The sequence below is a fragment of the Dyadobacter sp. AC419 genome, assembly GCF_979253085.1.
The window spans coordinates 34791-61768 of the sequence record NZ_CEEDCD010000025.1 but is presented as its reverse complement, the minus strand read 5'-3'; the positions used below and the strand labels follow the sequence as shown (position 1 = coordinate 61768).

Genomic DNA, 26978 nt, shown 5'->3' with positions numbered 1-26978 from the left:
CAACATTATCCGCTAACGATCACGCCTCTTCCAGCAAAAAAATCACCAGGCTCCTCGCGCCATGCGCACCGATAACCAGCGACTGCTCAATGTCCGCCGTCTTAGAAGGTCCTGAAATAAAGCATCCCCAGCCAGTCGTGTCCAGCAAGCGCTCATAGGCGTCATGCATATTATTCACAATCGCATTTCTGGGAATTACAAAAGCAAGATTTTGCGTAATAAATGGCAAAGCCCGATGTGCCAGATGATTTTCCGAAATCCAGACCGCACCATTTTCAGCAACACCAAATTCAGCTTGCAGAATCGCAATTTCAATCAACTCCAATGCATGCGGATCGGGATCGTTTAAGCTGAAATCAGACCAGTTGCTCAATGCCGGAATAGTCGAAGCGCGGTTTGTGACAGAAGCGTAAAGTTCCTCGGCCTTTGCGGCAAGTGCAGCATAATCTTTCACCACAATCACTTCTGTGTAAATCGCCGTCAGCGTCTCCACGAATTTCGCCTCGGTGTCTTCATATAAGCTTTCAAATCGCGTTAGCTCCGGAAGTGGCGTTTCGGCGGGTTTATTCAGCTTTATTTGTTGTAAGATTTTCTCCCGTGATGTCATTTTGTTACTCTTTTCGGTTGCGGATATACCAGTCGCGGAAGCTCTCTTTCGGCGGTTCAGGCATTTCGCGTTGTTTAAACCAGGGATTCATTCCATTATTGACAACGAAAGGAATCGTCCGCATGAGCGAGCGCCCGAGCTTTCCCGACCATTGGTAAAATCTCGGCTGCGAAAGCACAACCGACATCGCCTTAATGCCCAATTCCTTTGCCTGCGGAACATGGCCGCCTTTCACCAAAACCTGCCGCCATTTATAAAGCTGATCATGAATGTCAATTTTAACGGGACAAACATTGGAACAGCTCCCGCATAATGTGCTTGCAAACGGCAGATCGGCGTTTTTGGTCATATCCAGGTTAGGCGCCAGAATGGATCCGATCGGGCCGGCGACCGCATTGTGGTAACTATGCCCGCCGCTGCGCCTGTAAACCGGGCACGTGTTCATGCATGCACCGCAACGGATACATTTCAGCGAATTCCGGAAATCTGCTCGCCCGAGCTGCGTGGTGCGGCCATTGTCGACAATGATCAGGTGCATTTCCTGACCTTCACGCGGCTTTTTGAAATGACTGCTGTAAGTTGTAATCGGCTGCCCGGTTGCGCTTCGTGCGAGTAATCTTAGAAAAACGGCCAAATCGCGCTGCTTTGGAAGTATTTTTTCAAAACCCATGGACGCAATGTGGATTTCTGCCAAATGTGCGCCCATATCCGCATTGCCTTCATTGGTTGAAACGACGAACCCGCCCGTTTCAGCAATGGCAAAATTCACGCCGGTTAAAGCAGCTCTTCTTGTCAAAAATTTATCACGTAAATGCTGTCTCGCCGCCTCTGTCAGATATTGCGGGTCGGTGGCGCCTGCTTCCGTTCCGAGGTGCTCGTGGAAAAGGTCGCCGATGTCTTTCTTCTTTAAATGTATGGCAGGAAGCACAATGTGGCTCGGCGGCTCGTTGCGCAACTGCACAATCCGCTCGCCAAGGTCGGTGTCGATCACTTCAATGCCATTCCGAGTCAAAAACTCATTCATGTGACATTCTTCGGTCAGCATGGATTTGCTTTTGACCATCCGGTCAATGTTGCGCTGCTTCAAAAGATTGAGAACGATCTCATTATGCTCTGCTGCATCGGCTGCCCAGTGAATGTGGACGCCGTTTGCTTTTGCCTTTTCTTCAAATGCAATGAGCAGCTCATCCATATGAGAGAGAACGTAATTCTTTATCCCGGACGCAGCCTCACGCAATTGCTCCCATTCGGGCAACAATTTCGAGGATTTATCCCTTTTTTGACGGACAAACCAAAGCGTTTCGTCATGCCAATCGACATACGGTTCGTCCCGGTTGAAGACTTCCGAAGCCTCTGAATGTTCAATAATTGTCTTAGACATAGTTATCTTAACAATTTGGTAATAGTATTTTATAAAGAATAAGAATTGTACTTTTCACATTCGTTGCACTATTCCAAGTTTGCTATTTGTTTAATAAACAACTTTTAACTTATCGCAAAAAAGCTATTTTATTGTAATGCAATATCTTATACTTTTGAATCAACAAAGTTATTCGATCAGGGCATCGGAGTCTGAAACTAGTTTAGTTTAACTTTTTTTAGACACAATTAAATTTTCACTCTTATGAAAACGAAAAACACGCTTCTCATCGCAGCCTTGACTGGCTTGCTTTTATCAGGTTCAGCATTGACAGCTAATGCACAGACCAACATCGCAACTTCTGAAAAAACTGAGTCGGCTTCTACTAAACTGACCGTGCTTCAGATCAAACCAATGCAATTCCGCGTTTCATATAATAATCCAACTTCAAAAAACGTAGCCGTTCGCATTTTGGATACTGACAAAAATGTCCTTTTCCAGGAAAGCAAACGTGTGGATAACAACTATTTGAAATATTTCGACTTATCGACCTTGATGGATGGAACATATACATTCGAAATCACGGACGGTAAAGAGAAGGCTACACAATCGTTTGATATCTTGACTACAACCAGCCGCGTTGTTTCTTCTATCAACTAACAACGAGGTTCTTCTCAGATTCTGAAATTCCCGTAAACTTTGTAAAATGCCGTTTCCTATGCAGGGACCGGCATTTGTTTTACAGCACTATTCAAGATTTCAGCAATGTGTTTGACCTTCACATCGCTTTTGCTTCTTCTCAAAATGCCTTCCAAATGTAAAAGGCAGCTCATATCCGAGCCGGTTATATATTCCGCACGATGGCGAATGTGGTCTGAAACGCGGTCTTTCCCCATTTTTACAGAAACCGCTTCTTCGCTCACACAAAAAGTCCCGCCAAAACCGCAGCATTCATCCGCCCGATCGAGTTCGACCAATTCTAGCCCTTTTACATTTTTCAATAACGAGACAGGCTTGGAAAAAGGCGCCGCATTCAACTCAGACATTTGCGAAAGATGCAACCCACGCTGTCCGTGACATCCCTGGTGCAATCCAACGCGATACGGAAATTCTGCTTCGATGAAATCTACTTTCAAAATATCTACAATGAATTCAACGAGCTCGTAAACCTTTTTACGCAAAACCTTGGATTCATCCGGCTTGTTTTCAACTTTCAAATGGTCCTTAATGTGCAGCACGCAGCTCCCTGACGGCGACACAACATAATCACAGTCAGCAAATTGATTATAAAACAAGCGGTCACAATCTTTTGTAAGATGCTCAAATCCTGAGTTGGCCATGGGCTGGCCACAGCAAGTCTGGTTAAGCGGGAATGTCACCCTGCAACCCAGTTTTTCTAACAATTCGAGCGTAGCAATCCCGACCTGCGGATAAAACTGATCCACATAACAGGGAATAAACAATCCGATCTTTAAATCCGAGTAATTCATTTTACCAAAATTCAATGGTGGCAAGTATGGGGTAATGGTCGGAAACCTCCGGATAATTTCTGATGACTTTGTAATCTCTTATCCTGACCTTATTATTAAGCAGCGCAAAAATGTAATCAAACCGGTCGCCGGGTAATCCTTCGTTCCAGGTCTGCATTTGTGAGCCCTGCGCTGCGTCCTGCCAGTTTTTCCGGAAAGAAAAATAAGGTTGCTCATTCGGTCGCGCCCCCATATCCATTCCAATCAAAACCGGCTGAATGCTGTTGACGAGCATCTGATTAATGTAAGCTGCCTGCAAGGCGCGGTCCATAACCGATGCATATTCGAGCCGGGAGTTACAAAACCTGAAAGTAAGCCCGCGCGCTGGCTTTACCAGTCCGCATAACAGTATTTTGGGATCAGCGCCACCCGTTTTGGGAAGGTCGATCGTTTGTGTTTTTTCAAATGGCCAGACTGAAAGAATGCCCACGCCCTGCGAACCATTTTCCGATTTATCCGCGACGCCATACAGATAATGCATGCCCGTTTGCACAGCAATCTGTCTGAGCTGAAATTGCACTTTTCCGTCCCCAGCCAGGCTGTCAACGGCCTGTAATGCAATCAGATCCGGCTTGTGCTCGCTGATAATCCGGAGAATATCCCTCAGATTTCGACTCTTCCGCGTTGTTCAGTCCATGCCGGATGTTAAAACTCATCACCTTAACTTCAACGGCCTTTCGGGGCTGCGAGCTGAGTAATGTGCAAGACAAACTGACAATTGATAACAGATAAATTAATTTACTCAAACCTTTTAGAATGCTAATTCACGGATCTTTTCATTATTCTTTGAGGGCAAATATTTTATCCATTAAAACCCATTTTTCTCCCGGCTTAGCGGAAGGCATGGCCTTTTGATATTTCCACATCAGCTGCTCCCATTCCTGAACTTGCGGATTGGCAGCATCCATTTGCGCTTTATTTTCAAAACTAAAATCATCCTCCGTTTCCATGATCATGAAAAGGCGGTCGCCAATGCGGTAAATCTCCATTTGGGTGACGCCGGCATCGAGAATGCTTTTCTCAATTTCAGGTCGTGCTTTTTTGTGATAAGCCTCATACTCAGCGATCATTACAGGATCATCTACAAGATCGACGGCCATACAATATTTTTTCATAGCATTGGATTAAATGTCAAGACTATAAAATTCGACGGCATTTTTTCCCATCACTTTCTGCAATTCGCCATCCGAAAACATGCTGAGATAATCGGTTAAAATTCCTTTTGCACCTTCATACTCAGCAGCAACCAGGCAAACCGGCCAATCGGATCCGAACATTAACCGCTCTGTTCCGAATGCTTCGAAAACGACGTCGAGATAAGGGCGAAAATCTGCCTTTTCCCAATTTTTCCAGTCTGCCTCGGTGACCATTCCGGAAACTTTGCAGCTTACATTAGACAGTTCCGCAAGTTCGCGAATGTCGGTTGCCCAAGGTTGTATTGCCCCGTTTTTGATCAATGGTTTCGCAATGTGATCAAGGACAAAATGCACGTTCGGCAATTTGACGGCAAAATTGAAAGCCTCTTTTAACTGGTCCTGACGAATCAGAATGTCATAAGTAAAATCAAATGCAACCAGCTGACCGACGCCCTTGATAAAACCGGGTTGCAGCATAAAACCTTCCGCCTCACCCTGCACCACATGCCTGAATCCTCTTAATTTCTCAAACTGAGAATATTTTTCGAGCTGGTCATACAAATCTGCTGCCTGCAAATCGACCCAGCCCACAACTCCCTTTATTAAATCATGCTCCTCAGCTAGTTGCAGCAAAAATTCCGTTTCCGAACGCGATTGCGATGCCTGCACAGCCACACATCCATCCACACGATTTGTTCTCAAAACCGGTTCCAGATCAGCGGGCAGGAAATTCTTCTGGATCACCGACATTTCCGGCGTTATCCATGCATCTCGCGCTTTATCAAATATCCAGAAATGCTGATGGGCGTCGATTACCATATTTTAAAGTGGCTTCCAGGCAACTGCCTCTTGTTTCTGAACACCTAATTTTTCGATGCCAAGCTCTACAACATCGCCCGCCTTCAGATACATTTGCGGCTTCATGCCCAAACCTACACCCGCAGGCGTTCCGGTTGTGATCACATCCCCCGGAAGCAGCGTCATAAACTGGCTCAAATAACTCACCAAAAACGCCACCTGAAAAATCATATCAGACGTGCTGCTATCCTGGATTTTCTTTCCGTTCAAGCTCAGCCACAGATTAAGGTCATTTGCATTTCCAACTTCGTCGGAAGTGACCAAATAAGGCCCTAATGGTGCAAATGTGTCATTGCTTTTTCCCTTAACCCATTGTCCGCCACGCTCCATTTGATAAGCGCGCTCAGAGTAATCATTATGCACGGCATAACCGGCCACATAATTTAATGCGTCGGATTCCTCAACATAACTTGCTCTTTTTCCAATGATTACAGCCAATTCAACTTCCCAGTCCGTCTTTTCAGAACCTCTTGGAATGATCACCTCATCATTAGGACCGCACAATGCAGAAGTGGACTTGAAAAATACGATTGGCTCCTTCGGAAGCTCGGTTGCGCCGGATTCGTAAGCGTGTTTCGCGTAATTCATCCCGATACAAACGATCTTTGACGGGCGCGCAACGCAGGAACCATATCTGAAACCTGCCGCAACTTCCGGACAGCTTGCCTCATTGGCGGCCAGCCATTCGGTGAGGCGTGATAAGCCTTCCTTTGCAAAAAATTTCTCATTATAATCTTCGCCAAAAGCGGACACGTCCAGTTTCCTGCCGTCTGCAAGTTCTACACCTGGTTTTTCTTGTTCAAAAGCGCCGAATCGGAATAGTTTCATATGTTGACTTCGGCTTTCAGCGGTCAGCTTTCAGCCTTTTTTATTTGATAAATTTTTTCCCAATATTTTGACAGCCGATAACCGACTGCCGAAAGCTTCCTAATTATTCAGTTTTTCAAATCCGCCGTCGATTAGATAATCACATCCGGTGATGAACCCGGCCTCGTCTGAGCAGAGATATAATGCAAGCGCACCGACCTCTTCGGGTTTTGCCATTCTGCCGATAGGCTGCGTTTTTGACAGTTTTTCAAACATTTCTTCTTCTTTCCCCGGATAATTTTTTGAAATAAATCCGTCGACAAATGGCGTGTGCACACGTGCTGGCGAAATGCTGTTGCAACGAATTCCGTCATGCAGATAATCGCGGGCAACGGACAATGTCATGGAAAAAACCGCGCCTTTCGCCGTCGAATATGCAAACCGGTCGGGAATGCCGACTGTGGCTGCGATGGATGCCATGTTCAGGATTACGCCGCCGCCATTGTCTTTCAAATGCGGGATTGTAGCCATCAGACAATTGTAAACGCCTTTGACATTGACGCTCATTACCCGGTCGAAATCCAGTTCAGTGGTCGTGTCAGCCTTTCCTATATGAGCGATTCCAGCATTATTTACCAGAATATCGATCTTCTTATCTGCTGCAATGGCATTAATCACGTTCACAACATCGGCTTGTTTGGAAATATCCAATGCATGCGCTTCTGCCTGTCCGCCATCAGCAATGATCTGATTTACAATCTGATGTGCAAGATCAAAATTGAGTTCAAGAATGTGGACAAATGCGCCCTGTTTTGCAAAAGTCTGAGAAATCGCAAGGCCAATTCCGCTCGCTCCTCCTGTTACCAATGCTGTTTTTCCGCTTAAATCAAACATGAATTTTTTGTTGTTATAAAAAAGAAAGAGCCATCTTATAAGTCTTTACTTGCAATTTCTTCTATTCTAAGTCCCCGGACTGAAGTCCGGGGCAAATTGTATTGCTATTCTTTTTGATTGCCGGCGGCTTAGCCGCCGGCAATTGATTAGAATTATAGTGAAACTCCTCTTTTCCAGGGAATGAAATCATCTTGTCCTAATTGCTGGGCTTTGGTTTGTTCGCCGCTCGCGACGCGGATTACATATTCCAATAATGCTTCTGCATTTTGTTCCAGACTTTGCGCGCCGTCTACCACCGGGCCGCAATCGAAATCGATCACGTCGGGCATGCGGTTCGCTAATGTTGTGTTTGTTGCCACTTTCGCAACGGGGCAGATCGGGTTTCCAGTCGGTGTTCCCAGTCCGGTGGTGAAGAGGATAATGTTTGCACCTGCTGCCGTTTGGCCTGTGGTTGCTTCCACGTCATTACCGGGTGTGCACACAAGCTGCAAGCCGGATTCTGTTTGCCCTTTCTGTGTAATTAAGGACGTCAGAAATGTATGCATTACCGCCTTTTCTGGCCGCTCCTGCCGATTTAATAGCATCCGTGATCAGGCCGTCCTTGATATTTCCTGGCGATGGATTAAATGCAAACGCAGAACCAACTGCTTCGGCTTTACCTGCATAATCCCGCATTAATTTCTCGAATTTTGCAGCTTTTTCTTCGGTCACACAGCGGTTGATCAATTCTTGCTCAACGCCGTTCAGCTCCGGAAATTCTGCCAATAACGTTTGTCCGCCCAAGCCGACAACCAGATCAGAAAGATGCCCAAGAACCGGATTAGCTGATATTCCCGAGAAACCATCCGAGCCGCCGCACTTCAATCCCACAGAAAGTTTGGACAAAGGCGCGTCACTTCTCTCAAACTCATTGATTTTGGTAAGCCCCATAAATGTCTCTTTGATCGCGCCGGACATTAAGGAATATTCTGTTCCTTTTTGGTGCTCAAATGCAAAGAATGGCTTGTTGAAATGCGGATCACGTTTTTTGATCTCGTCTTCCAATGTTTTCAACTCTGAATTCTGGCAACCTAAGCTCAGAACCGTGATTCCAGCCACATTAGGGTGCACTGCATAAGCCGCAAAAAGCGCACATAATGTATTTGCATCCGTTCTCGTCCCGCCGCAGCCGCCTTCGTGCGTCAAAAATTTAACGCCGTCGACATTCTGGAACGCGCGTTCTGGTTTTCTTCTCACAGGCTCGCGTTCCGTGTAAGCTTCCATGCTTTTAATGGTCCGCAGGTCTCCGGCTTGATATAAATGCAAAAAGTCCCTGACCTGCTCTCTGTAAATGTCCGTTTGCGCATAACCCAGCTCACGCTCGAAAGCGTCTTTCATAATGAGCACATTGCGGTTTTCACAAAAAACCAAAGGCACCACAAGCCAATAGTTATATGTTCCTACCCTGCCATCTTCACGGTGATATCCTTTAAATGTTCTGTTTTGCCATTTCGAAACGTCCGGCTGTATATAAGAATATGGCTGGCGGTTGGCCGTGCTGTAATCTTGTGAATCGTGTTTGAGATTGAATGTCGTGATTGGCTCGCCCTTGCGTATCGGCTGCGATGCGCGGCCTACGAGCACGCCATACATAATGATCGCGCCGCCGGTTTCAATGTCTTCTGTAACAAACTTATGCTTGGCAGAAACGCCGTAAGGCAATGCATAATGACTTCCCTCCCACGCCACATCGGCATTAACAGGCAAATCGCGCAAGGCAACAATCACATTATCAGAAGGATGTATTTTTAAAAGCTGTGACGCCATAGTCTGCTTTGAATAAGTTTTAAATCGAAGGCTGTGTAAATAGAATTTATCAACAAATGAACAGAAATATTTCAATACATTGATTCGCAATTATGGCAAAATTTTCAACTATATTGGCATATATCTCCTGTTAATAGATTCTTTTTGTAATTATTTATGAAACCGCAATTACTGAAAGTCCCGAAAGGCTTGCAAAAATCTTTCAGTATCCGCCGTGATGTTGTGCTTTACTTTTATAACAAATGGCATTATCATCCAGAACTCGAACTCATTCATATTGAGCAAGGCTCGGGCACTCAATTTGTAGGCGACAACATTCAGAATTTTCAAAGCGGCGATTTATTGCTCATAGGGCCCAATTTGCCACATTACTGGCGCTGCGATGAGAAATATTTCCAGCGCGAAAGTCAGCTTTATGCACAGGCAACGGTCGTGCATTTTTCGCTAGATCTTTTTGGCGACGCTTTCCTGGATCTGCCCGAAAACAAGTCCATTCGTGAACTGTTGTTCAAAGCGCACTTTGGCATGAAACTATTGGGCGAAGGGACTGAAAAAGTGAAAATGCTTTTGCAGGAACTGCTTGATCAGAAAAGCGGAAACCCGGTTATTTCTTTGTTACAAATCCTTGAAAACCTGGCACATTGCGGCGAGATCAAGACATTGTCACACACCCATTATCAGCAGGAATATGACCAGTTTGACACGGAGCGGCTCAATCACATTTACCAATATTCGGTTAGTAATTTCCAGAAAAAAATCTCGATTGAAGAGATTTCCGAAATAGCCAACATTAGCCCGCATTCATTCTGCCGTTATTTCAAAAGTCGCAGCAGGAAAACCTATTCACAGTTTTTACTCGAATTAAGGATCGGACACGCCTGCAAGTTGTTGTCGGAAACGAAGCTTCCCGTGGCGCAGATCTGTTACGAAAGTGGGTTCAACAACTTTGCCAATTTCAATAAATATTTTAAACTCCATACGGGCAAAAGTCCTTTGGTTTATCAGAAAGAATTCCGGAAAATCCCGAATCACCTGCCGAATTTAACCGCAACATTATGATCGTCAATATTGTCAATATATTTGAAAAAACCATTTCAGAAGCGGAGCTGCACATTGCGGACGGACGGATTCAAAACATCGTGATCAAAGGCCCCGAAAATCCAGCTTTGCCTTACGCATTGCCCGGCTTCACGGACGCGCACGTACATATAGAGAGCTCGATGCTTACACCTGCGCAATTTGCCCGGCTGGCGGTCGTGCACGGGACGGTTTCGACGGTTTCGGATCCGCACGAAATTGGCAATGTGCTTGGCGTTAAAGGCGTGGAATATATGATCGCTGACGGCAAGCGCGTGCCGTTTAAATTTTGTTTCGGTGCGCCTTCGTGTGTTCCGGCGACGACATTTGAGACCGCGGGAGCTGTCATTGATGCGGATCAGGTGGGCCAGCTGCTTGCCAGTGAAGACATTGGTTATCTCGCGGAAGTGATGAATTTCCCCGGCGTGATTAACGAAGATCCTGATATGATAGCGAAAATCAATTGGGCGAAACATTATAATAAGGTGATCGACGGCCATGCGCCGGGCCTGCGCGGTGAGGCTGCAAGAAAGTATGCTTCGCACGGCATCAGCACGGATCACGAATGCTTTACATATGATGAAGCCCGCGAAAAGATCGATTATGGTGTCAAAATCCTGATTCGTGAGGGAAGTGCAGCACGGAATTTTGATGCATTGATTCCGCTGATTGCTGAATTCCCGGAAGAGATCATGTTTTGTTCAGACGATAAGCATCCCGATAATCTGGTTGCGGGGCACATTAATGTATTAGTCAAAAGGGCGGTTGGGCTTGGCTATGACACTTGGGCTGTGTTGCGCGCGGCCTGCATTAATCCGGTGCTGCATTATGGCCTGCCTGTTGGCTTGCTGAGAAATGATGATCAAGCGGACTTCATTCTGGTCGATAATTTACAAGCCTTTAACATTCTCGAAACGTGGATCAATGGTGAGCTTGTTGCCAAAAACGGCGTTTCCCTTATCCCCGATCTCCGAAGCGCACATCCCAATCATTTTGTTTGCAAACCGAAAACGGCCTCTGATTTTAAATGTCTGGCAGAACATGCAGGCGAATCTGAGATCCGGGTGATTGAAGCATTGGAAGGTCAGCTGATTACGAATGAGCTAATTTTTGCTGCAAAAAAGAATGGCAATGAAATCGTTTCAGATCCGGATCGGGACATTCTGAAAATGGTTGTGATTAATCGATATGAATCTGCGTCTCCGGCCGACCGGCCCGCCATCGCTTTTATCAAAAACTTCGGTCTCAAATCCGGTGCTATCGCTTCGTGTGTTGGCCACGATTCGCACAATATAATATGTGTGGGATGTGACGATGAAAGTATAGCGACAGCCGTCAATCTCATCATTCAGGCGAAGGGCGGCATTTCGGCGGCAGGCAAAGGTGAAGCGCATTTACTGCCGCTTCCGATTGCTGGAATTATGACGGATGTGGACGGCTATGAAGTTGCCGCTTCTTACACCTTACTTGATCTTTTTGTTAAGGATCAGCTTCTTTCCACGTTGCAATCGCCCTTTATGACGCTGTCTTTCATGGCTTTACTGGTAATTCCCGCACTCAAATTAAGTGATAAGGGACTTTTTGACGGGCAAAACTTCAAATTCACCCCATTAAGTGTCTGAAAAGTTACATTTTTAACAAAATGGTAACATTGACCTTTGAAATATAATTTTCTGACGAAAATATTTTTTTAATCTGTTTTTTTATAAATATATTTACAAGTGTAATAATGACCCTTATTATTCTATATCAATTCCTAACCCCAATCAAAATCCTTTCCAAACAATGGCTCACCTACGCTACAAGCAAGAAGAAGAACTCTGTTTTTGGGATCAGTTCAGAAAAGGCGATGAAAATGCCTATGCATGCCTTTACCGCTCTTACGTGCACATTCTTTATCAGTATTGTTCACAATTTACAATTGACAAACCGCTGATTAAAGATTGCATTCACGACTTGTTCGTAGAACTGTGGAGAAACCGAATGACGCTGGGTGACACCACTTCCGTTCGGTTTTATCTTATGGCGTCAATCAAAAGAAAGCTGGTTCGCCACCTGAATGCGCAGCAAAAGCATACAAGCAATGAAGATATTCCGGTAGAATACTGGCATATCAACACGCCTTCTCACGAAAATCATCTGATTTCGGAAGAAGAATTTGAATCGACTAACCAACATTTAAACGTAGCGATCAACGGACTTCCACGTCGTCAGCGGGAAGCCATTTTCTTAAAATTTTACATGAATTTGAATAACCACGAAATTGCAGATCTGATGAAAATCAACATTCAGTCTGTTTATAACCTGGTTTTTGGTGCATTAGGAAACCTTAAAAAGCAAATGACGCTTGACAGGCTGACCTTCTGATTATAACTTACTTCCCTTTGGAGCAGAAAAGCGTGGCGAACTAAGCCACGCTTTTTTTGTTAAATATGCATATCATTAACAAACAGAAATAAGACCATTTGAATGTCGCTGAACTCCACGCCATTAGCTGAACGCCTGCGCCCGAGAACCCTGGATGATTTTGTTGGCCAGGAAAAATTATTAGGTCCAAACGGCCCTTTGCGCAGGGCTATCCTGCAAAACACGATCCCTTCGATGATCTTCTGGGGACCGCCCGGAGTCGGAAAAACCACATTGGCATTGCTCATTGCCGAAACCACAAAAAGACAATTTTACAACCTGAGCGCGATCAGTTCGGGTGTGAAGGATTTGCGGGAAGTGCTCGCGCGTCCTTCCGGATTGTTTCCAGCCATATTGTTCATCGACGAGATTCACCGCTACAACAAAAGCCAGCAGGACGCATTGCTCGGTGCAGTCGAAAAAGGACAGGTTACATTGATCGGTGCGACGACCGAAAATCCTTCTTTTGAAATCAATTCTGCACTTTTGTCCAGAAGTCAGATTTACATTTTGGAAGCATTTGGGGAAAAGGAATTAAAGCAACTGATCGAGCGTGCCTTGGCAAAAGATCAGTTTTTAAAAGAAAAGAACGTCACATTCACTTCCTATGATGCATTAATGCGCCTCTCTGGGGGTGACGGCCGTAAATTGCTCAATCTGCTTGAATTGGTGATTCTGGGAAAAGGAGAGGAAAAAGACATTGTGATCACCGACGAATGGGTAACCGAAGTGGCGCAGCAGAACATTGCGCGTTACGACAAATCCGGTGAGCAGCATTATGATATTATTTCTGCATTTATCAAATCCTTACGCGGAAGCGACCCGAATGGGGCCGTTTACTGGATGGCGCGCATGATCGTCGCGGGTGAAGATCCTTCATTTATTGCGCGCAGAATGCTCATTATGGCCTCAGAAGACATTGGAAATGCAAACCCCACGGCGATGATTATGGCCAATGCCTGCATGCAGGCCGTAAATGTGATCGGTTATCCGGAATGCCGCATTATTCTTTCGCAAGTGGCGATTTATCTGGCAACTTCGCCGAAGAGCAATGCGAGTTATATGGCGATCGGGGATGCAATTGAATTGGCAAAAAACACTGCTCATTTGCCCGTTCCGCTGCACTTACGCAATGCGCCGACGAAGCTGATGAAGCAGATCGGCTACGGAAAGGAATACAAATATTCACATGATTTTGAGGGCAGCTTTGCCAAACAAAACTTCCTGCCTGATGACCTGAAAGGGCAAAAAATATTCGAGCCGGGACTGAATGCGCGGGAGGAAGAAATACGCAAAAAGCTGCAACACTGGTGGGGTGACTGGTATGGTTACTAACGGTTTTTACGCAGTTTTTCGGCAAATTTGGCAAATGACAGGTCTGGCTTTTTACCAGCCTTAACTGGCTTGTTCCACTCCTTTGTCAGCTTTTCAGCCATTTTTTCAAGATTTTCATCCGTTTCTTTTTCCGCAAGCGATGCATTGTCCGGCGACTGCATTTGCACCGGCGCCTGCTTCACCGAACGGTCAGTTTTAGGTGTGTTCTTTTTCATGGGTTGAGCGTCGACAGCAACTGCGAAAAATGGCGTTTAAATTATGTAAAGATGCCTTGGATACGTGAAATATCACAAACATTGGTAAACTTTATAAGCAAAATTGGATGCATGCGCTTAAAAATACAAATACGATGAACAATAACTCTATGATCCCTGAAAGTATACCATTGATAGAGAGGCAATTATTAATAAATCAATGTAAAATATTATCGCTGATCAGCGACGAAAAAGAAAGAGAGCTGAACGAGCGGCGCATTGAGATTTTAGAAAAAGGATACACCGGCCTTTATCCCAAGGTTTTCAATTCACTTTACGAAGAAGTCCCGATCAGCGTATACACGGAAATTTCGGACATTATGAAAATGTACGGCCGTATCAATGAGTCTATTAAGCTGCTTTCCGATGATGAAAAAGAACTGCTCGATCTTGCCACACTGGAATTTGAAGGCTTCGACGAGGACAGCGGAATGCATTATTATATGATGTCTTATCTGGTTGACCGCATGGATGAACATGGCGATTACAAAGGCCGGCAACTCAAATCGCACAACAGCACATGCATGGTGAAATACAACAGGATGCTGTCGGTTTTCTCTGATTATGAGACGGATAAGCAAGAAAAATATGCATTGACCGATTTGCAGAAATTCATTGATGCCGTGCTGGCCAGGCAGGAATCAAATGCGCCTTCACAAACACATTGAGCAGAAGAAGACATAATAAAGCGAAACGTGAAGCAGATTTACTTAAAATCTCTATAAAAAATGTAATTTCCTGAATAAAAAATGACGTTTTTAATTAAGATTGTATTAAATTTGTTAATGATGCCCAGGCGACTGATCATCAAATAACGTTGAGTAAAATCAGACATCCCGGATACACTGTATTTGGGATGTTTTCTTTTATGCCCATCATAAAAAATGCACCTCGAAGGTGCATTTCATAGTGGTGTTAATTGCAAGTATATATGTAGTGCATGAAAATCAATGAAACTCCACGTTTCTCAATCTCGACGCATTGCGTTTAATGAACATCCGGTCTGCAACTGAATAGCGCTCCTGCTCGTAACGATTACTTCCTGATGATTTTTTCAACTGGGTTATCAGCCAAACTCCGCAAAATGTGGCTCCCAAAAGCACCATTACAAACAGATAAGGTGCGATAGTATATATACTTTGAAGTAGCTGCGTCATGATTACCCAGTTTAGTCAGGTTGTCGTAGTAGTTTTATCACAAAGAAAAAATATCGTACCAGTCAAACTGCGGGCTCAAAGGGCTTTTCAAGGCTATTTCAGAGCTGATTTTGTAGAACTGAAATGGATTAATGTTGAAAAGTGTGGAATATAAGTCGCTATAACTGCCTGTTTAACAGCTTCTCATCTTGCAGATAGCCGAGATATTTCCGGAATTCATAACCCGTCATATCGGTGAGCTTTTTCTGAAACAGCTTATGCTTTTTATCCGGTTCAAGCTCGGAAAGCGCGTCCGTGACAAGGAAGGTGAGAATGGGGTTCCACCTGTTTAAGGTGCTTTGAAAAGAGACGTCCGGATCGCTGAATTCTTTACTGATAAAATCGAGGCCCTTCTCTTCCGCGAGCAGTTTCAGCACCCGCAGATACACTTGTTGATCCTCGTTATATTCCGGGTGCTTTTCGATCCCTTCATATTGAAAAAGGAAGTCCTGAATTTTGTAAAGATGCTGCTTTGTTTCCTCTGGATTCGTCATGATTTTATATTAGTAGAGCATTGCGCTACAAATCAATAAAACCATGCCTTGTTCGGCAAAAGACGCTGAACATTAACCTTAGAGAGAATCCGGAAACTTAATCAGATTGTAGCATTAACCACTTTCGTATCACAACCCACAACTGAATTGTTAACGTAGCCCACGCTTACGCCTGAAACCTTGGTTGATTTCTTGGCTGGAAGCGGCGTTTTGATCGTGACGATTTTTGATGTGATCACCGATTGCGTTTCTGAAAGATATTTGAATTCAACTTCAATGTTTTTTACAGTTGTCGGTGAGCTGTTTTCAATGACCATGCTATGGATTGCAATTCCGCCTACGGAATGCCATTCATTTTCGAGGATTTTGATTTTACCAAGCAGCTTTTCCTTGTTTTCGCTGTTGAGGGCACTTAGCGAATCGGCTTGGCTGAGCACTTCTGTTTTTGACTTAACAACCGGCTTTTCTTTGAGGAAATCGAATTGGCCGTAATAGTAGAGGATATAAATAAATGCACAAACTGGGACTATCGCACTGATCCACTTTAATAAAGGAATAAAGAACTTTTTGAACTTGGCCTTTTTGCCTCTTCTTCCTGGCATATGTATTTCGTTAACGTTGGTAAGTTTTTGTGATGCTGTTAAACGCAAATATACCGATCCGCAGCATCATTTCATTGCCTTCACTTTTTTTTGCAACGATAATCGTATAAACAAAAACAAACCGCTGATCGAATGTCAGCGGTTTGCATGTGTGTCGTGTTGAACAGGACTATTGTCTTACAAATTTGTGTGCAGAAACGGTGCCATTGGTATGGAGAACCTGCACAACATATGAACCTGCGCTCAGATTCTTGGTGCTGATGCCCGTCGTCAAAGCATTTGCAGCTTCGAAAACAGTTTTACCTTGTGCGTTAACCACTTTCACAAGCTTAACTTTCGACCAATCGGTCAGGTTAAGGTTGATATTTTCTGCATTGACAACAGGGTTTGGATAAATAAATGCCGAACCTGTGATTTTTACATTTTCAATGTGGCTGTAAGCAAATGTTTCATCTCTGTCCACCATTTTCAATCTGTAAAGATTTTGTCCGTCCAAAGGCTGCGCATCTTTGAAATCGTAAAAACGTTGCGACGCACTTTCATGGTTGGATTGTACTGTACCAATTATCGCCCACTGCTTACCATTCTGACTGCGCTCAATGTCAAAGCGATCGCTGTTCACCTCAGTAGCAGTTGACCATGTCAGCAATGCAACCGGTCCTTCAGAAGTGGCTTTGAAGCTGATCAATGTTACTGGCAACGAACCAATTTCGATCGACAACACACCCTGCACAGTATTTGATTGAGCGTCGGTAGCCTGTACAGTAAATGAATAGAGACCGCTAACTGTCGGCGTTCCTGAAAGCGTGCCATTTGCAGCAAGGCTTAACCCTCCTGGCAATTGTGAAGGCCCAACCAATGCATAAGTGTATGGCCCTACACCACCAGCTGCGCCCACACCCTGAGGAATCGCTTGACCGTATGGAGTTGCAATATTCGCAGGTGGATAACTTCCGGCCGTAAATGTAAGAGCCGGCGCACTGTCAATGGTAATGCTAAAATCGTAAGTTCCTGCTGGAATTGTGCCCGGACCGGTTACATCTGTAATTGTAACTTTGAAAGGAAATGTCCCCGCCAGCGTAGGTGTTCCTGAAATAACGCCTGTTGCCTGATCAAGCGTTAAACCAGTTGGCAAATTACCCTGGCCGGCAACCAGTTCAAATGACAAATCACGACCGTTAGCACCAGTTGCAACTGGTAATGCGTATGGATAAGATGCACCCACAACACCGGACGGCAATATGGCAACAGTCAAAGGAAGGACTGTAACATTTGCGACAGCCGCTGCTGAAAGATTGGTGCAACCCGTGCGGCTTGTTTTAACAGTAAAAGCTGTGTTTGTAGTCAGCGCCGGAGTTGTATATGGATTAGCGGTGCTTGAAGCATAATTGGGATTTTCCCACAATACGCCATTGCCGGTTGTAGTGGCTGAAAGTTGAGCAGTTTGACCTGTATAAATGGTAACATTTGACGTCGTTACTGTTGGCGGTGGAATTTGTGTTCCGATTTCGTAAACACTCAGCGTTGACAATGCCTGAACCAAACCATTGGCCAGTGAGACCTCTACCCGATCAAAGGCGGTTGTGGTCGGAATTAAAAATTCTGTCAATGTTCCGTTTCCAAGGATGTTAACGGAAATAACGGGATTGTTTGATAATATGTTGGTTGAAGTGTTGCCTAGATAGGTTCTGATTGCTAATTTTTCTGATAGCACAGAAACATCCAAAAGCGACCCTGTAACGCCCACCAACACTCTTACAAAGTCACCCGCTGGCGATACGGAGTTAAAAATTGACGTTACGTATGTTTTAGCACCTACAGCTGAAACCGCAGCCGTAAGAGTTGCGGCCGTACCATCATTTCCATCTGCTGCGGCAGCAGGATTCAAAACACCATTGACACCACCGACAAGCGTTCCCGCATTTCCGTCCAGAATATCTGCTACTCCACTGCAATTAATATCAACAGTGGCAGCTTTGTTAATGTATGCCTCATAGATATCAATATCTCCGCCCAGGTCCAGAATAGCATCTGTAGTAATCCTAATGCTAGTGAAAGCCACGCCCGGTGTGAATACATAATCAAAAAGCGCATTACCGCCAAGAGCTTTTAAAAGGTTCTGTATTTCCACTGGTGTACCTACGGCCGTCCCGCCATTGTATGCCTGGATTTCAATCTCACCACCAAGACCCAAAATACCTGCGTCAATGCCAAATTTGATGTGAACTTGATCGGTTGAAACCGGAGCGTCAGTGGTGGGAGTTGATGGAAATGTTAGCTGCTGGAAATTCCGACTAGAAAGGACCGATGTTGGAAATTCCAGCGAACTCGCGGTGGTTAAAGTACCATCAATGGCCGCCAAAGGATTGGCAACGTCTCCTCCCCCACTATTGGTTTGAGATGACGCATAAACCCGGCGGTATTTCTGCGCGAGGGCTTCATTAGATAGCCCGACGATTGCAAATAAAATAAGACTGGCAAGCACAGCCGCTGCTCTTATTTTACTAGCCGCGGCTTGGTTAGAATTAATAGTAAAACGCTTCATAAGTGTAGAAATTTAGATAGATATAAAGGACCGTTAATGTGAATAATAGACTTTGATTTTCTTAGGGCATAGTGTGTCACCCACCGATTTTGCAGGCGTTTTTTCGTAACTCTGATTGTGATTTTTTTTATGGAGGATTTCTGGCTGGTGAACAGCTGGAAGTTGTGTTAGAAATTGGGTATCAAATACCTGGGGATGTATAAGTTTTTTTCAAAAAATGGGGTTTAAAGGTGAGTAATGAATTTTGTCAACAATCGGCTACATCATTGCATTACTGGCCTTGCTAATTATACTTTCAGCACCTGCAAATAGTAGTTGTTTGCAAATGTATCTATTAATATATCAAGTTTTCCCCGCATAATAGTACTACTCCGAACCCCCCAAATAATAGCGGGTGTAGAATTAATTTTAGCCACACCTTTTTTATATTTATTATTATTAAATTGCCATTGCATCGGATTTATGATGATATTTCTCAACGTATTAACTTAAATTACAGTAACTTATAAGATCTGCTTCCTAAACCCTCCGTCTTGAAGTCTCGACAAATCAGCCCGTGATGGCCAACTCTGGTATGGAAAGTAAATCGAAAGAACCTGAGCTACGCTCAAACTATGTTTTGAGCAGCCTCAAAAATAGTTGTATGAACATTGTTTTAGTGGATGAGCTTGTACTGCTCACCGATGCGCTCCAGGCGCTGCTGCAGCAAATGCCCGAAGTGCGGGATGTTGTAACCTATTGTGATGGAAATGAATTTCTGGCTGAAAGATCCAATTGCCCACCAACAATCCTGATCATGGATTGGACTATGAACGGATTGACGGGATTGGAACTGCTGGACCTCGCCAGGGCAAGGATGCCAAAAGAAATGAAAATCATTGTTCTCTCGCATGTAACAGACGTGCAAACGATCAAGCACGCGATCAGAAGAGGAGCAAATGGCTTCCTTCCCAAATCCACTTCGCTCGACGAGCTCAAAGAAGCATTGTCACAGGTGATTTCGGGTAAGCAATACATTGGCAAAGGGATTCGTGACAACCTGATCAACAGCGTCTTTATAGAAGAGCAGATCGTACTGCATTTATCGCCGCGTGAGAAAGAGGTTTTGCGAAAAGTTTGCAGCGGACGCACGATCAAGGAAATCGCTTATGATCTCAAATTGAGCGCGCATACTGTACAATATTATCACAGGAGCGTCATGGAAAAATTGAAGGTGAAACGCACAACCGACCTCATCGTTTACGCTATGCAGCACGGATTATACATTCCTGAATTAAAATAAGCTTGCATGGTTCACACGCCAGCTTATGAAGATATTAACGACTTAGTTTTGCGTAAAAGTCCGGCAGCGGATTCAGAGCAGGGTTTTTGCGCTGGTGCCAATAGGGGTAAACCGGAGACTTTTCACTCGCTTCGTCAAGCCGCTTAACCTGCTCCAATGTCAGGTTCCAGCCCACCGCACCGAGGTTTTGTTTGAGCTGCTCTTCGTTTCTTGCGCCTACTACAATGTTGCTGACAGTTGGTCTTTGTAAAAGCCAGTTAAGGGAAACCTGCGCAACCGTCTTTTCTGTTTCTGCGGCGATCTGATCCAGCACGTCAATGAGGTTGAAGAAAAACTCCTCCGGGATTTCCGGTCCTTCTCCCCCGCCTTGTGCAATGCGGCCATCTGACGGAATAGGCTGATTTCTCCGGTATTTTCCACTCAACCGACCGGCCGACAACGGACTCCATACAATCGTCCCGATGTTTTGATCCAGGCCAAGCGGCATCAATTCCCACTCCAGCTCCCTACTTATCAGCGAGTAATGTGCCTGATGTGCAATGTATTTGGCCCAGCCGTATCTTTCAGAGACAGAAAGTGATTTCATAAGATGCCAGCCCGAAAAGTTGGAACAGGCAATGTAACGCACTTTTCCGCTCGTAATAAGATCATTCAATGCACTTAAAGTTTCCTCGACAGGTGTGACGCCATCGAAACCATGCATGTGGTAAATGTCTATATAATCCGTATTCAGTCGTCTCAAACTGTCCTCACAAGACTTAATCAAATGAAAGCGGGATGAGCCGAAGTCATTAGGACCGCTCCCCATTTTGAATGTTGCCTTGGTCGAAAGAATGATCTGATCACGCAAGCCTATGATCGCTTTGCCAAGAATTTCCTCAGAAAGTCCCTGGGAATAAACATTCGCTGTATCGAAAAATGTGATGCCCGCATCCATACACAGATGCACCAGACGCGCAGCCTCATCCGTTTGCGTCCTCCCCCATGCTTTAAAAAAATCGCCGCCTCCGCCAAAAGTCCCTGTTCCAAAGCTCAGTACAGGCACGCGTAATCCCGATGCGCCTAATTGTCTGTATTCCATATTTGAAGTCCGTTATGTTCTGTTGGAAAATTATTGAAATATGCCTTAAATCTAAAAGGAACCGTTACCTAATCCTTCAAACCTTAAAATAATTGTTACTATGAATCAGCAAGATGCGGCCGATAACTTGCGCCATTTCACACTCTTAAAACTCATTTTATGTTTTGGTTCACAGCGGGAGTTATCGTCAATTGTATCGCCATTGTGCTGGTGATCGTGAATGCAGTTTATGATGCGGTTACATTAAAATACGCATCAGGGCATAATGGCTTTGTTAATCTGATCGGCATCGTGCTTGCGATCGTTGTCGCTATCGCTTACAGCATGAAAAACTCGGGTAAGCTTTCCGTAGCAAATGTTATACTCTGGATTCCGGGCACGCCGATCCTGATATTTTCAGCATTCACGATGCTTTATTTAATAGTGATTTTGATTTCAAAACCAGACTGGCGCTAACATTATTGCCGGCACAAAAAAGATGGCGTCCTCCCTAACGCCATCTTAATCCTTTGCTCATTCTTCCCTATAAAAGCTCAACATCGAGCAACATTCTTCTGAAAACCTTTCCTGTCGTTTCGAAAATGCCTTTAAAAGCACCCAGGAAAACACATAAGGGAAAAATAATTGGCAGATATATAAACCACCTCAAAGCCATCAAACTGTTAAACCTTTTCATAACAATAATATCTTCTCACAACCATTAACACTTACTAATCAATCTATTATAATTACAATTTAGAATTAGTTCTAACAAATGTCAAGTGTGTGATTGATCTTATTGCCAGATTTTTATCTCGGATCTGAGGCATTCTTGCCTTCGCTCTCTTTGTTCTTGCGTTTTTTATCTTTCTTCTTCGACTTCGAATTATCGCTCATTTCACCACTCGTTCCTTGTCCCGTAGCGCTTACTCCTGTTGCCGGTTCAGTCGCTTGCGGTTCAGATGGCTGGCTGGATGTTGCGCTTGAAGACTTGCTTGTTCCCGTTGTTCCGGACTTCATTGTAGGATCAGGCGACTCTGTTGTGCTGCCCGATGTTCCGGTTGCTTGCGGCCATGCAGCAGTTCCCTGTGAACTGTTTCCCTGCGCTTGCTGTGATGGAGTTCCGGAAGTTGTCGTTCCGTTACCCTGACCAGTGCCTTGTGTCTGACCTGTATTTTCGCTGGTGCCCGCACCTTGGGTTTTAGACGTTTTGCCCGTCGTGTCCATTGCGGGAGACTGCGTCGTGCTGCCGGATGTTCCCGTGGCTTGTGGCCATGCAGCAGTTCCCTGCGCACTGTTTCCCTGGGTTTGTGTAGAGTCCTTCACCGTAGTTGATGGTTTCGAACTTTGATTGGTCGTCTGGGCATATGCTGTGCCGCATAATGCAAACATCAATGCAGCAGCAGTAATTTTTAGCTTTTTCATATTATTGATTTTTCGTTGATGATGATAGTCACCATTATATCAATAATTGTTCCAGCCGATTTCCCCTAATGCTTGCTACTGAACGTATAATAGCGACCGCTTCTCAGTAACGCTGCTCCGCGTTTTTGGGTTTAAGAATTTCCCTTTCAGTTTGGTAATGCGGAAATAGTCGGGCGTTGCAATAACTTTTCCGGGCAACCCGGCTTTTAGCAGGCTGTCCGCCAGTTCGGGAGAAGTGTAAATGAAGCAGGGCTTTTTTTCCAAAAATGTGTCCAGCTGTTCGCTTGTATTCGTGAGTTGCACGTGACCTGGTGCGTAAAATTCCAATGAGTGAGATAACGATTTGTAGACTGTAACCGGTGCACCGGCATTGGTCGTCGAGATTGTCTTCGCTGCATAGCGGCCCGACTGATAATGCAACAGGAATGGATAAAAATAGAAAAAAAGGAAGACATACATGATTGCGGCCGACGCATAACCACTGTACAAGATCCGCTGTAAAGGACTTTGATTTGGAATAACATTAACGGCGATAACGAGTATAACAGTCGCGATAATGGCCCACAACGCATTTGGCAAACCCATAAAATAAAGCAGCCCGATCACCAGCAATGCGAATAACACGACGAGCACTTGCTGGATCCTTGCCAGCCAACCGAGCTTAATGTGTTTTGCCTGTTGGAATAAAAAATAACCTGTTATGATAGAAAAATAAGGAAACAGGATCACAATGTAATGCGGCAGCTGGAACCGCGAAAGTGAAAAGAGAACAAATGTCAGCAATGTACTTCCGTAAATGATCCAGCGGATGGGATTTCTGTTTGTATCAAAACGAATGAGATAAACAATGCCTGCAACCAAGCCCAGAGACCAGGGTAAGAATGCCCAAAGCGTCGTATGCATGAAAAAGGTCACATTTCCGCTTCCTTTAATAGGCCCGGTGTTAAAAAAGCGGCCGAACTGACTGTCCCAGAAAAAGAATTTCAAGCCCGAAACGCCTGTTTTTCCGAATACTATTTTTTCCGGATGCAAGTCAAACTGAGTGTACAAGCTGTACAATTCGGGCAGGATAAAAATGAAACAGAGCAGCAGCATTAACCACCAGCGATAATTGACAAACTGCTTCCATTGCGTTGTAAAAACCCAGAAAAGCACCCAGCCACCGGCAATGGTGAGTAACACAAAAATGCCTTTTGTCATGATAGCGCAAGCCGCAAAAAAGGCTGCTGCAACAATGTGGATCCAATGCTTATTTTGATAAACACAAAGCATATGCCACACGGCGGCCACAATGCAAGTGGTAAGATATGGCTCGGCGCGCACATCGAAATTCGCTAATGTGCTGTGCAGCGCAACGGCTGAAATCAATACTGAAATGCGGGCAACGGAAATATTGAAAAGGTCGCGGGCTGTCAGATACGTGTAATAAAGCCCGAGGAGCCAGAACAGGAATGAGGGAAACTTGTAGGCAAAACTTGTGATGCCGAATATTTTGTAGCTGAATGCGGCCATCCAAAACGGAAAATGTGGCTTATCGAGCCAGTCCTCTCCGTCGCGCCATAAGTTGCTATAATCATGATGAAGCACCATATGCTTGGCAATGGTGGCGTAAAGTGCTCCGTCGGGCTCAATGATTTCCAGCCATAATCCGGGCAGGTTCAATGCAATTCCTAAAAGCAACAACCATGGAAAATAATGTTTCAATCCCGGCTCAACATCATGCATATCCTTACTTTTTCATGAACCCTGCCTAATTCGCGTTTCAGGGGATGGGGCAAACTTACAAAACACCGGCTTATTTGTGACCAGAATATCAAAACGATTTTAAGTGCCAAACAAAAAGGCAGTGAGGTGCTTTTCGAGAAGGATATGCACATTGGAACGGTCAGCAATAAACGTTAGCAAACCTCTATCATTGAGACACCTGAACGGCATAAGGATTTTGATTGCGTCCAGCCCAATTGCCTGATAGTTAATGGACTTTCGCCGTCTGAATGCCTAGGAATGGGAAAATGTAATTGTAAAAATCTTCGGGAATAAATGGTTTGGTCAGATAACCTGTAAATCCGCTGGCCATTGCACGCTCCTTTTCGTCTTCAAAGGCAGAAGCAGTCAATGCGATCACCGGAATTTCCTGGTCGATTTCGCGGATAAGCGCGGTGGCTTCGAAACCATCCATAATGGGCATTCTCAAATCCATGAGCACCAGATTGAAGCCGCCTTCGGCAAATTTTTCGTAAGCTTCCTGCCCATTGCCGGCTATCTCAAAAAGAATGTTTCGGCGTTGCAGCAGCATCGTTGCGAGCGTCAGATTTGTCTTGTTGTCGTCCGCTACGAGCACTTTTGGCTGCGGATAAGCCACCGCAGTAACAATGTGTTTTTGCAAAGGTTTGGAAACCACCGCATGGTTTGAATAAGCCAAACTCAGATCAAATGAGAAAACGGCACCCTTGCCGGCTTCGCTTCTTAACACGATTTCACTTCCGAAAAGCCGGAGCAACTCTTTGGAAATAGCCAGTCCGAGCCCGGTTCCGGTGTTATCCTGCTGCACTTTTGGTTTGACCTGGGTGAAAATTTCAAAAACACTTTTCTGTTCTTCTTTGGCGATCCCGATCCCCGTGTCCTCCACTGCAAAGTGCAGTTGTATCAAAGCATCATTTCTCCGTTTTTCTCTCACAGTAAGCTTCACATGCCCCCTGGAAGTGAATTTGATTGCATTATGGATGAGATTATTAAGAATTTGGTTCAGACGGATCGCGTCGCCGGTGATGCGCGCGGGCAGCTTGTTGTCAATGTCGAAAATGAGTGCGAGGCCTTTTTCATCAGCGCGGGGAACAAACGTTTTGCGCAGATTTTCAAAGAGCAGTCCCGGGTCAAATGGCACCGGATCGAGATGCACATGGTTGGAGTTAATCTTGTTAAAATCCAGCACATCATTAACGACGCTCATTAAGTGGTCCGAAGAGAATTTCAAGGTTTGCAAAAGCTCTTGCTGGTTTTCCGCCTTACCGGAATCTTCCATCATAATGTGCACAAGGCCGACAATCCCGTTCAACGGTGTGCGGATTTCATGGCTCATAATGGATAGGAAATCGGATTTTGCCCGCATAGCATTCTCTGCTATGGTTTTTTGGCGTTCCAGTTTTTCATTTTGCTGTTCGAGATTATAGCGATAGTAAAACTCCCGCTTATCCTTTGCCACGCTCAGCTTCATGACAAAAGGAAAAAGTATTTGCGTGATGAGCAGAAAAATGCCGCCGTCTTCAAAAAAGGCCTTTAAGGAAGTGGTCGCGCCCGTATAAATGGCCAGCGGATAAAGCACAATGCTTAAAGCACTGCATATCAGCGCATATCGAAGTGGCCAGCGCAAAATTAACCCTGCAAAAATGACGCCTAATGTAAGGTTAAGGCACGATTGGGCATAAGAAACATGCGGTTGCGCAAGCAAGTAAGAATAAAAACCGATGAGCACGACCTGCGTATAAAAGCTCATGCGCTGACCCGAAATCAGCTTTTTATGATTTAAAACTAAAAGGAAAAGGATAATGCTGCTGGAAATAAAATGCGTGCAGAGCAGCGTAAAAAAGAATGGATCTTCCGCAAGGTAAAAACCGATGCAGGAAGCGGGGTTGCAAATCAGGAAAGTAATGCAAAAAAGCTTGTTATTAAAGGTGCCTCCCGCTTCGACTTCACTTTCCCAAAGCCGCTCAAAAGACTCTGTGTATTCGATGTTTTTCAAAAATGGAAATGTTTTCTGGACCGTTAATTTGCTTGACTAAATGTAGCAAACGACAGGCACATTGTCTTCAACGTGTCTGTCCGGCTTACAGCAAATGTTCGGATAAACTTAATTTATTTATTAAGCGGTTAAATCCTGAAAAAATTGCTTTAACATTTCACATTCCATCATCTTCTTGCACATTTCAACGCTTAACGGCTTCTGCTGATAATCGATCACCTGCTGATATGCGTGCGCCTTACGCATCTCTGATTCCTCGGTTGCGGAGCTGACCATGACCACATTAACACGATCCAGATATGACCGGTCACCTATCGCATTTAGGAATTCCCATCCGTTCATAACGGGCATATTAATGTCCAGCAGGATCAGAAAAATTGTTTCCTCCGAAGCATTTGCGTCCAGATATTCCAGGGCTTCCAATCCATTATAGCATAAGACGGTGTCATAATAGATCCCGCTTTTTCTGAGAAACATTTCGTGCAGAAAGAGCATGATCTTATCGTCATCCACCAAAAGAATTTTCAGTTCACTCTTCATGTCTCATCTGAACTTTATCTGCCTTA

The 26978-nt window shown here is 44.7% G+C and carries 26 protein-coding genes and 1 pseudogene; 8 read left to right on the top strand and 19 right to left on the bottom strand.

The genetic code is table 11. The features are described from left to right. Positions 1 to 19 precede the first annotated feature (19 nt). Both AC0IYG_RS24105 and AC0IYG_RS24100 read right to left on the bottom strand, forming a co-directional pair. Positions 20 to 607 (bottom strand): LutC/YkgG family protein, encoded by a 588-nt coding sequence (locus tag AC0IYG_RS24105; protein WP_471713626.1) that lies wholly within the window; start codon positions 605 to 607, stop codon positions 20 to 22. Between the two features lie 4 nt (positions 608 to 611). After that, positions 612 to 1988, bottom strand: coding sequence for a lactate utilization protein B (locus AC0IYG_RS24100; RefSeq protein ID WP_471713625.1), 1377 nt, complete (start codon positions 1986 to 1988; stop codon positions 612 to 614). A 243-nt stretch (positions 1989 to 2231) separates the two neighbouring features. Here AC0IYG_RS24100 and AC0IYG_RS24095 point away from each other — a divergent pair, with 243 nt between their 5' ends. Further along, entirely contained in the window at positions 2232 to 2627 is a 396-nt protein-coding gene (locus tag AC0IYG_RS24095) for a hypothetical protein (protein WP_471713624.1), read from the top strand. Positions 2628 to 2683: 56 nt separating this feature from the next. Here the strand turns inward: AC0IYG_RS24095 and AC0IYG_RS24090 are convergent, their stop codons facing one another. The 7 genes and pseudogenes from AC0IYG_RS24090 to AC0IYG_RS24060 form a co-directional block, all read right to left on the bottom strand. Further along, complete coding sequence (locus AC0IYG_RS24090; protein WP_471713623.1) at positions 2684 to 3457, bottom strand: (Fe-S)-binding protein; 774 nt, start codon at positions 3455 to 3457, stop codon at positions 2684 to 2686. 1 nt (position 3458) lies between these two features. Then, positions 3459 to 4058 (bottom strand): endonuclease/exonuclease/phosphatase family protein, encoded by a 600-nt coding sequence (locus AC0IYG_RS24085; RefSeq protein WP_471713733.1) that lies wholly within the window; start codon positions 4056 to 4058, stop codon positions 3459 to 3461. Between the two features lie 217 nt (positions 4059 to 4275). After that, positions 4276 to 4611, bottom strand: a complete 336-nt coding sequence (locus AC0IYG_RS24080) for an L-rhamnose mutarotase (RefSeq protein WP_471713621.1) — start codon at positions 4609 to 4611, stop codon at positions 4276 to 4278. Positions 4612 to 4620: 9 nt separating this feature from the next. Beyond that, entirely contained in the window at positions 4621 to 5451 is an 831-nt protein-coding gene (locus AC0IYG_RS24075) for an amidohydrolase family protein (RefSeq protein WP_471713620.1), read from the bottom strand. A gap of 3 nt (positions 5452 to 5454) precedes the next feature. Next, a complete protein-coding gene (locus tag AC0IYG_RS24070; protein WP_471713619.1) occupies positions 5455 to 6318 on the bottom strand; it encodes a fumarylacetoacetate hydrolase family protein in 864 nt (287 codons plus the stop codon). A gap of 99 nt (positions 6319 to 6417) precedes the next feature. Next, entirely contained in the window at positions 6418 to 7191 is a 774-nt protein-coding gene (locus AC0IYG_RS24065; protein WP_471713618.1) for an SDR family NAD(P)-dependent oxidoreductase, read from the bottom strand. 152 nt (positions 7192 to 7343) lie between these two features. Beyond that, positions 7344 to 8997 (bottom strand): annotated as a pseudogene (locus AC0IYG_RS24060) (UxaA family hydrolase). Between the two features lie 156 nt (positions 8998 to 9153). Here AC0IYG_RS24060 and AC0IYG_RS24055 point away from each other — a divergent pair. The 4 genes from AC0IYG_RS24055 (at position 9154) to AC0IYG_RS24040 (ending at position 13815) form a co-directional block, all read left to right on the top strand. Then, on the top strand, positions 9154 to 10056 hold the full coding sequence (locus AC0IYG_RS24055; RefSeq protein ID WP_471713617.1) for an AraC family transcriptional regulator: 903 nt from the start codon (positions 9154 to 9156) through the stop codon (positions 10054 to 10056). Next, positions 10053 to 11696: an adenine deaminase gene (ade, locus tag AC0IYG_RS24050; protein ID WP_471713616.1), complete on the top strand. Its 1644-nt coding sequence runs from the start codon at positions 10053 to 10055 to the stop codon at positions 11694 to 11696. The genes AC0IYG_RS24055 and ade overlap by 4 nt, the downstream gene beginning before the upstream one ends. Positions 11697 to 11859: 163 nt before the next feature. After that, on the top strand, positions 11860 to 12441 hold the full coding sequence (locus AC0IYG_RS24045; RefSeq protein ID WP_015815162.1) for an RNA polymerase sigma factor: 582 nt from the start codon (positions 11860 to 11862) through the stop codon (positions 12439 to 12441). A gap of 102 nt (positions 12442 to 12543) precedes the next feature. After that, positions 12544 to 13815: a replication-associated recombination protein A gene (locus tag AC0IYG_RS24040; protein WP_471713615.1), complete on the top strand. Its 1272-nt coding sequence runs from the start codon at positions 12544 to 12546 to the stop codon at positions 13813 to 13815. Here AC0IYG_RS24040 and AC0IYG_RS24035 read toward each other — a convergent pair. Continuing rightward, positions 13812 to 14030, bottom strand: a complete 219-nt coding sequence (locus AC0IYG_RS24035; RefSeq protein ID WP_471713614.1) for a hypothetical protein — start codon at positions 14028 to 14030, stop codon at positions 13812 to 13814. The genes AC0IYG_RS24040 and AC0IYG_RS24035 overlap by 4 nt on opposite strands. 134 nt (positions 14031 to 14164) lie before the next feature. On the opposite strand from AC0IYG_RS24035, the gene AC0IYG_RS24030 reads away from it, so the two are divergent. Then, positions 14165 to 14737, top strand: a complete 573-nt coding sequence (locus tag AC0IYG_RS24030) for a YfbU family protein (protein WP_471713613.1) — start codon at positions 14165 to 14167, stop codon at positions 14735 to 14737. A gap of 279 nt (positions 14738 to 15016) precedes the next feature. On the opposite strand, the gene AC0IYG_RS24025 is transcribed toward AC0IYG_RS24030, so the two are convergent. The 4 genes from AC0IYG_RS24025 to AC0IYG_RS24010 all read right to left on the bottom strand — a co-directional run bounded on the left by AC0IYG_RS24025 (position 15017) and on the right by AC0IYG_RS24010 (position 18906). Then, positions 15017 to 15226 (bottom strand): hypothetical protein, encoded by a 210-nt coding sequence (locus AC0IYG_RS24025; protein WP_471713612.1) that lies wholly within the window; start codon positions 15224 to 15226, stop codon positions 15017 to 15019. Positions 15227 to 15384: 158 nt separating this feature from the next. Beyond that, on the bottom strand, positions 15385 to 15759 hold the full coding sequence (locus tag AC0IYG_RS24020) for a hypothetical protein (RefSeq protein WP_471713611.1): 375 nt from the start codon (positions 15757 to 15759) through the stop codon (positions 15385 to 15387). Positions 15760 to 15860: 101 nt separating this feature from the next. Further along, positions 15861 to 16361, bottom strand: coding sequence for a hypothetical protein (locus AC0IYG_RS24015; RefSeq protein ID WP_471713610.1), 501 nt, complete (start codon positions 16359 to 16361; stop codon positions 15861 to 15863). A gap of 169 nt (positions 16362 to 16530) precedes the next feature. Next, positions 16531 to 18906, bottom strand: a complete 2376-nt coding sequence (locus AC0IYG_RS24010) for a putative Ig domain-containing protein (RefSeq protein ID WP_471713609.1) — start codon at positions 18904 to 18906, stop codon at positions 16531 to 16533. Between the two features lie 643 nt (positions 18907 to 19549). Here AC0IYG_RS24010 and AC0IYG_RS24005 point away from each other — a divergent pair. After that, positions 19550 to 20188 carry a response regulator transcription factor gene (locus AC0IYG_RS24005; protein WP_471713608.1) on the top strand — a complete coding sequence of 213 codons (639 nt, stop codon included), beginning with the start codon at positions 19550 to 19552 and terminating at the stop codon, positions 20186 to 20188. 34 nt (positions 20189 to 20222) lie between these two features. Here AC0IYG_RS24005 and AC0IYG_RS24000 read toward each other — a convergent pair whose 3' ends face one another. Continuing rightward, on the bottom strand, positions 20223 to 21269 hold the full coding sequence (locus AC0IYG_RS24000; protein ID WP_471713607.1) for an aldo/keto reductase: 1047 nt from the start codon (positions 21267 to 21269) through the stop codon (positions 20223 to 20225). 159 nt (positions 21270 to 21428) lie between these two features. Between AC0IYG_RS24000 and AC0IYG_RS23995 the strand changes: the two genes are divergently transcribed. Continuing rightward, positions 21429 to 21725, top strand: a complete 297-nt coding sequence (locus tag AC0IYG_RS23995; protein ID WP_471713606.1) for a hypothetical protein — start codon at positions 21429 to 21431, stop codon at positions 21723 to 21725. A 333-nt stretch (positions 21726 to 22058) separates the two neighbouring features. Here the strand turns inward: AC0IYG_RS23995 and AC0IYG_RS23990 are convergent, their stop codons facing one another. The 4 genes from AC0IYG_RS23990 to AC0IYG_RS23975 all read right to left on the bottom strand — a co-directional run bounded on the left by AC0IYG_RS23990 (position 22059) and on the right by AC0IYG_RS23975 (position 26952). Further along, positions 22059 to 22673, bottom strand: coding sequence for a hypothetical protein (locus tag AC0IYG_RS23990; protein ID WP_471713605.1), 615 nt, complete (start codon positions 22671 to 22673; stop codon positions 22059 to 22061). Positions 22674 to 22748: 75 nt separating this feature from the next. After that, positions 22749 to 24398 (bottom strand): ArnT family glycosyltransferase, encoded by a 1650-nt coding sequence (locus AC0IYG_RS23985; protein ID WP_471713604.1) that lies wholly within the window; start codon positions 24396 to 24398, stop codon positions 22749 to 22751. Between the two features lie 247 nt (positions 24399 to 24645). After that, positions 24646 to 26412, bottom strand: a complete 1767-nt coding sequence (locus tag AC0IYG_RS23980) for an ATP-binding protein (RefSeq protein ID WP_471713603.1) — start codon at positions 26410 to 26412, stop codon at positions 24646 to 24648. Between the two features lie 120 nt (positions 26413 to 26532). Next, positions 26533 to 26952: a response regulator gene (locus tag AC0IYG_RS23975; protein ID WP_471713602.1), complete on the bottom strand. Its 420-nt coding sequence runs from the start codon at positions 26950 to 26952 to the stop codon at positions 26533 to 26535. Positions 26953 to 26978: the final 26 nt, after the last annotated feature.

Excerpts from the sequence above, each read along its gene's own strand:
- AC0IYG_RS24105 (WP_471713626.1), bottom strand. The coding sequence starts at position 607 with ATGACATCACGGGAGAAAATCTTACAACAAATAAAGCTGAATAAACCC.
- AC0IYG_RS24100 (WP_471713625.1), bottom strand. The coding sequence starts at position 1,988 with ATGTCTAAGACAATTATTGAACATTCAGAGGCTTCGGAAGTCTTCAAC.
- AC0IYG_RS24095 (WP_471713624.1), top strand. The coding sequence starts at position 2,232 with ATGAAAACGAAAAACACGCTTCTCATCGCAGCCTTGACTGGCTTGCTT.
- AC0IYG_RS24090 (WP_471713623.1), bottom strand. The coding sequence starts at position 3,457 with ATGAATTACTCGGATTTAAAGATCGGATTGTTTATTCCCTGTTATGTG.
- AC0IYG_RS24080 (WP_471713621.1), bottom strand. The coding sequence starts at position 4,611 with ATGAAAAAATATTGTATGGCCGTCGATCTTGTAGATGATCCTGTAATG.
- AC0IYG_RS24075 (WP_471713620.1), bottom strand. The coding sequence starts at position 5,451 with ATGGTAATCGACGCCCATCAGCATTTCTGGATATTTGATAAAGCGCGA.
- AC0IYG_RS24070 (WP_471713619.1), bottom strand. The coding sequence starts at position 6,318 with ATGAAACTATTCCGATTCGGCGCTTTTGAACAAGAAAAACCAGGTGTA.
- AC0IYG_RS24065 (WP_471713618.1), bottom strand. The coding sequence starts at position 7,191 with ATGTTTGATTTAAGCGGAAAAACAGCATTGGTAACAGGAGGAGCGAGC.
- AC0IYG_RS24055 (WP_471713617.1), top strand. The coding sequence starts at position 9,154 with ATGAAACCGCAATTACTGAAAGTCCCGAAAGGCTTGCAAAAATCTTTC.
- ade (WP_471713616.1), top strand. The coding sequence starts at position 10,053 with ATGATCGTCAATATTGTCAATATATTTGAAAAAACCATTTCAGAAGCG.
- AC0IYG_RS24045 (WP_015815162.1), top strand. The coding sequence starts at position 11,860 with ATGGCTCACCTACGCTACAAGCAAGAAGAAGAACTCTGTTTTTGGGAT.
- AC0IYG_RS24040 (WP_471713615.1), top strand. The coding sequence starts at position 12,544 with ATGTCGCTGAACTCCACGCCATTAGCTGAACGCCTGCGCCCGAGAACC.
- AC0IYG_RS24035 (WP_471713614.1), bottom strand. The coding sequence starts at position 14,030 with ATGAAAAAGAACACACCTAAAACTGACCGTTCGGTGAAGCAGGCGCCG.
- AC0IYG_RS24030 (WP_471713613.1), top strand. The coding sequence starts at position 14,165 with ATGAACAATAACTCTATGATCCCTGAAAGTATACCATTGATAGAGAGG.
- AC0IYG_RS24025 (WP_471713612.1), bottom strand. The coding sequence starts at position 15,226 with ATGACGCAGCTACTTCAAAGTATATATACTATCGCACCTTATCTGTTT.
- AC0IYG_RS24020 (WP_471713611.1), bottom strand. The coding sequence starts at position 15,759 with ATGACGAATCCAGAGGAAACAAAGCAGCATCTTTACAAAATTCAGGAC.
- AC0IYG_RS24015 (WP_471713610.1), bottom strand. The coding sequence starts at position 16,361 with ATGCCAGGAAGAAGAGGCAAAAAGGCCAAGTTCAAAAAGTTCTTTATT.
- AC0IYG_RS24010 (WP_471713609.1), bottom strand. The coding sequence starts at position 18,906 with ATGAAGCGTTTTACTATTAATTCTAACCAAGCCGCGGCTAGTAAAATA.
- AC0IYG_RS24005 (WP_471713608.1), top strand. The coding sequence starts at position 19,550 with ATGAACATTGTTTTAGTGGATGAGCTTGTACTGCTCACCGATGCGCTC.
- AC0IYG_RS24000 (WP_471713607.1), bottom strand. The coding sequence starts at position 21,269 with ATGGAATACAGACAATTAGGCGCATCGGGATTACGCGTGCCTGTACTG.
- AC0IYG_RS23995 (WP_471713606.1), top strand. The coding sequence starts at position 21,429 with ATGTTTTGGTTCACAGCGGGAGTTATCGTCAATTGTATCGCCATTGTG.
- AC0IYG_RS23990 (WP_471713605.1), bottom strand. The coding sequence starts at position 22,673 with ATGAAAAAGCTAAAAATTACTGCTGCTGCATTGATGTTTGCATTATGC.
- AC0IYG_RS23985 (WP_471713604.1), bottom strand. The coding sequence starts at position 24,398 with ATGCATGATGTTGAGCCGGGATTGAAACATTATTTTCCATGGTTGTTG.
- AC0IYG_RS23975 (WP_471713602.1), bottom strand. The coding sequence starts at position 26,952 with ATGAAGAGTGAACTGAAAATTCTTTTGGTGGATGACGATAAGATCATG.